We start from the raw sequence: 4750 nt of genomic DNA, 5'->3' as shown, positions 1-4750 counted from the left end.
CTCGCATCTGCGCTTCAATTTCTTTTGAGTAAGGTTTTATCTTGGGTCGATTTTAAATAAAGTTTATGAGTTGCATCATTATAATTCTTAAATTGAACTTGCCTAAATTAATTTGTGCTCATTCCTTCGTATCCTGAAATAAAACAATGGCTGGTTAGTCCATTGAATTTTACCTTATTAATTGCTTGGGCTTTTGTTGGTTTTTATCATGCGGCTTTGGGGTTGCAGGTGGTTATTGAAGATTACTTAAGTCCTGAATGGTTGAAAATTGTCACCGTTTGGCTAGTCAAATTGACTTTTATGGGGGCGGCGATTGCTGCGCTGGTTTTTGCTATTCGCATCGCTATTTCAGTAGGCTAAAAATGACAGATAAATATAAAATTATTGAACATGAATACGATGTTGTCGTTGTTGGTGCGGGTGGTGCGGGTTTACGTGCGACTTTTGGCATGGCAGAGAAAGGCTTAAAAACTGCCTGTATTTCTAAGGTATTCCCGACACGCAGTCATACCGTTGCGGCTCAAGGTGGTATTAGTGCCGCTTTGGGTAATAATGGTGAAGATGATTGGCGCTGGCATATGTACGACACTGTTAAAGGTTCGGATTGGTTGGGTGACCAAGACGCGATTGAATATATGTGTCGCGAAGCAATCCCTGCCGTTTTGGAATTAGAGCATTATGGTGTGCCGTTTTCACGAAACCCTGATGGCAAAATTTATCAGCGGGCTTTTGGTGGTATGACGACGCATTTTGGTGAAGGTACAGCGCAACGTACTTGTGCAGCTGCGGATGTTACAGGGCATGCGATTTTACATACTTTATATCAACAAGCACTAAAGCATGAAGCTGAGTTTTTTATTGAATATGTCGTGCTTGATTTAATCATGGAAGAAGGCGTGTGTCGCGGGGTCTTGGCTTGGTGTTTAGATGATGGAGCTTTGCATGTATTTAAAGCACATACTGTAGTTTTGGCTACTGGAGGGTATGGGCGCTGTTATTTTTCCTGTACTTCAGCGCATACGGTGACAGGCGATGGTAGTGCCATGGTTTTACGTGCCGGTCTACCCTTGCAGGATATGGAATTTATTCAATTTCATCCTACGGGAATTTATGGCGCTGGTTGTTTAATTACTGAAGGCGTGCGTGGTGAGGGCGGCTATTTAACTAATTCTGAAGGCGAGCGTTTTATGGAGCGCTATGCGCCGCATGCTAAAGATTTGGCCTCGCGTGATGTTGTGAGTCGTGCTATTACTATGGAAGTTATTGCCGGGCGTGGTGTAGGGGAGAATAAGGATTGTGCTTTTTTACATTTAGAGCATTTAGATCCAGAATTGATACATGAGCGTTTACCGGGGATTTCTGAAACGGCTAGGATTTTTGCTGGTGTTGATGTGACGCAAGAACCAATCCCAATTATTCCTACAGTACATTATAATATGGGCGGTATTCCCACTAACTATAAAGCAGAAGTAGTGACTTTAAAGGATGGCGATCCTGATGCGGTGGTGCCGGGGTTAATGGCGATAGGCGAGGGGGCTTGTGTTTCGGTGCATGGTGCGAACCGTTTAGGCTCTAATTCATTATTAGATATTATCGTCTTTGGGCGAGCGGCTGCGATACGCTGTGCGGAATTAATTAAGCCAGGGACAGCACATAAACCTCTGTCTGAAGGCATATATAATGCGTCTTTGGCGCGTTTTGATAAGATTCGTAATGCGCAAGGAAGCTTGAAAGTTTCTGAGGTGCGTTTAAATATGCAGCATACGATGCAAAATCATGCGGCGGTTTTTAGAACGGCTGATATTTTGGCAAAAGGCGAGCAAGAAATTGCCAAGGTACGTGATTCATTTGCAGATATTAAAATTAGCGACCGTTCTTTAATCTGGAATACGGATTTAGTTGAAGCGCTAGAATTAAATAATTTACTGGATTTGTCTTTAGTCACCATGGGCGCGGCAGCAAACCGTACCGAAAGTCGCGGCGGTCATGCGCGCGATGATTACCCTGAAAGAGATGATAAGCAGTGGTTAAAGCATTCTTTATTGTGGCTTGAGAATAATAAAGTAAAAATTGATTATCGTCCGGTACATATGTATACCTTAACCGATGATGTTGAAATGATTCCACCGAAAAAGAGGGTCTACTAATGGTTGAATTTACTTTACCGAAGCATTCAAAAGTACAAAAAGGTAAACATTTTCTAGCGGCTAAAGGCGTAACACGGATTAAACGTGTGGAAGTCTACCGCTGGGATCCTGATACTGACGAGAACCCTCGTATTGATAGCTATGAGATTGACTTGGACCAATGTGGCGCGAAAGTTTTAGATTTAATTATCAAAATTAAAGATGAAGTTGATAGTAGCTTAACTTTCAGGCGCTCTTGTCGTGAAGGAGTCTGTGGCTCTTGTTCGATGAATATTAATGGTAAAAATACTTTAGCCTGCATTAAGCCAATTGCTGATATTAAAGGCACGGTGAAAATATTTCCACTACCGCATATGGATGTAGTCAAAGATTTAGTGGCGGATATGACCCACTTTTATGCACAATATTCTTCGATTAAGCCATGGATAAAAACACAAACACCCGCGCCAGCGGATAGTGAACGCTTGCAAAGCATCGAAGAGCGTAAGCAATTAGATGGTTTATATGAGTGTGTACTATGTGCTTGTTGTTCGACTAGCTGTCCAAGTTATTGGTGGAATAGTGAACGCTATTTAGGACCAGCAGTATTATTACAAGCGTATCGCTGGATTAACGATAGCCGTGATGAAAATGTTGGTGCACGTTTAGATGAGTTAGAGGATCCTTTTAAGTTGTATCGTTGTCATACTATTATGAACTGTACTGATACTTGTCCGAAAGGTTTGAATCCCGCTAAAGCCATTGGGGAAATTAAGAAGCTGTTATTAATTAGGCAGGAAGGCTAAGCATTGAATTTAGCGCTAAAACATTTGCGTTGGCAGTGCCGGCGCGGTACTAAAGAGCTGGATGCTGTTTTATGTTGTTACCTTGAAAGCTGTTATATGACAGCTAATAGCTCTGAACAGCGTTTATTTTTAGAATTATTAGCTTTGGAGGATGATGCCTTATTGGCTTATTTTTTTGCTAATAGCTCACCTAAAACAGAAGGGTTAAAGCAACTTGTCGATAAAATCCGAAGTGCCTTTATGGATTGAAGTTAAGCAATCGCGCTATTTACTTATTTTTATTATATTAACGCATAGTTTAGCTATAATAAGTTTATTAGTGTTGTCAGTCGACTTTGGCTTGATATTTTGCTTAGTCATATTAGTCATCTATAGCCTGTATTTTCAGTTACATCGTTATCAGCAGGGGTTTTATCTATTTACTTTAAAGTATAGCGCCCAATTCTCTTGGCAGTTACAAGATAAAATAGCAGTACAGATTTTAGGCTCTAGCGTCGTTAATGCATGGCTTATTATTTTACAAGTACAGGTTGATAAGACGCGCCGTAGCTTATTGGTTTTCCACGATGCTGTACCCGCAGAAATATATCGGCAGCTCAGAGTGACTTTAAAAATTACATCGCTGACAGAATAATAAGTATCATCAACATTAGGATAAAAGCGTTATGTTATCTACCCAACTCATGCAGCTGGATATTTCTAAATTAAAGAATTTACCACCTTTACCTGAGGAGAGTGGGCGTATTTTAACGGCGCTTAATGACCCGGACATTGAGTTAGATAAGTTGGTTAGTTTATTATCCACATCACCTATTCTTGTCGGGCGCTTGTTAGGCTTGGCGAATTCTGCTTATTTTGGTTATCCTGGTACGGTTACCAACTTAAAAGTTGCTATTATTAATGTGTTAGGTTTGAAATTAGTTAAAAACCTCAGTTTAAGTATTTTGCTTGGTACGGCACTGGATAGTAGTCGGTGTGTTCATTTTGAGTCTGAACGGTTTTGGCTTAATACCTTATTAACAGCTGTCAGTGCTCAAAAATTAGCTATGCTATTAAGGCAAGAGTCTTTAGAGCCATCATTAGCATATACGTCAGGTATTTTGTTGCATATAGGGCTATTGGCTGCGGTACATGTTTACCCTAAACAGATGGAACAATTATTATTGCTAGAGGAAAAAGGTGAGTTTACTTTAGATAAACTTATGGTGCAGGGCTACGCGATTGATCAATATCAGGTGGGTGGCTATTTATTGGAACGCTGGCAGCTGCCCATGATCTTTCGCAATACGATAAAACACTATACGGATACTCATTATCAGGGTGAGGCATTACTGATGATTAATTTATTAAGGCTGGTTAATGTTTTGCTCATAATGATACGCCATAATGAAGAACAGATACCCAGAGAAGGTCTTGATTTAATGAAAATTTTAGAGGTAAAAGAGTCAGAAATGCTCGCTATTAAAGTAGAGCTATCTGAAAAAATGGATGATTTAAACGCACTAGTAAAAACAATGACGGGTAAATAAGTGTATGGGATTTAAGGATGTAGATGAAGTCGATATGCTCGATTTTCAGGATATACTTGTTGATTTATTGAATTCATTATCAGTGGTCAGAAGTTTATCTGAAATAGAAAACCATCAGTATAATACCAATGAAAAAGAGCTGGTGTTAAATGCACTGAATATCTTAGGAATGAGCACAAATTAATTTAGGCAAGTTCAATTTAAGAATTATAATGATGCAACTCATAAACTTTATTTAAAATCGACCCAAGATAAAACCTTACTCAAAAGAAATTGAAGCGCAGATGCG

Annotated in this window: 7 protein-coding genes; all 7 read left to right on the top strand. The window is 39.7% G+C overall.

The genetic code is table 11. The annotated features are described in order from the left end of the window. Nucleotides 1-114: 114 nt before the first annotated feature. Genes sdhD through BQ7314_RS12855 form a run of 7 tightly spaced genes read left to right on the top strand, consistent with a single transcriptional unit; the run spans nt 115 to nt 4645 of the window. Entirely contained in the window at nt 115-360 is a 246-nt protein-coding gene (gene sdhD, locus BQ7314_RS12885) for a succinate dehydrogenase, hydrophobic membrane anchor protein (protein ID WP_174484096.1), read from the top strand. Nucleotides 361-362: 2 nt separating this feature from the next. Continuing rightward, nucleotides 363-2147, top strand: a complete 1785-nt coding sequence (sdhA, locus tag BQ7314_RS12880; RefSeq protein WP_174484095.1) for a succinate dehydrogenase flavoprotein subunit — start codon at nt 363-365, stop codon at nt 2145-2147. Next, the gene (locus BQ7314_RS12875) at nt 2147-2932 is read left to right on the top strand and encodes a succinate dehydrogenase iron-sulfur subunit (RefSeq protein WP_174484094.1); all 786 of its coding nucleotides are present in this window, start codon (nt 2147-2149) and stop codon (nt 2930-2932) included. The genes sdhA and BQ7314_RS12875 overlap by 1 nt, the downstream gene beginning before the upstream one ends. Before the next feature lie 3 nt (nt 2933-2935). Then, entirely contained in the window at nt 2936-3181 is a 246-nt protein-coding gene (locus BQ7314_RS12870) for a succinate dehydrogenase assembly factor 2 (protein ID WP_174484093.1), read from the top strand. Beyond that, on the top strand, nt 3147-3566 hold the full coding sequence (locus tag BQ7314_RS12865; RefSeq protein WP_174484092.1) for a protein YgfX: 420 nt from the start codon (nt 3147-3149) through the stop codon (nt 3564-3566). The genes BQ7314_RS12870 and BQ7314_RS12865 overlap by 35 nt, the downstream gene beginning before the upstream one ends. A gap of 31 nt (nt 3567-3597) precedes the next feature. After that, nucleotides 3598-4461: an HDOD domain-containing protein gene (locus tag BQ7314_RS12860; protein ID WP_174484091.1), complete on the top strand. Its 864-nt coding sequence runs from the start codon at nt 3598-3600 to the stop codon at nt 4459-4461. Between the two features lie 4 nt (nt 4462-4465). Beyond that, nucleotides 4466-4645 (top strand): hypothetical protein, encoded by a 180-nt coding sequence (locus BQ7314_RS12855; RefSeq protein ID WP_174484090.1) that lies wholly within the window; start codon nt 4466-4468, stop codon nt 4643-4645. Nucleotides 4646-4750 lie beyond the last annotated feature (105 nt).

This window comes from methanotrophic endosymbiont of Bathymodiolus puteoserpentis (Logatchev) (assembly GCF_900128525.1).
GTDB lineage: Bacteria > Pseudomonadota > Gammaproteobacteria > Methylococcales > Methylomonadaceae > Methyloprofundus.
This window is presented reverse-complemented; position numbering and strand designations above follow the sequence as displayed.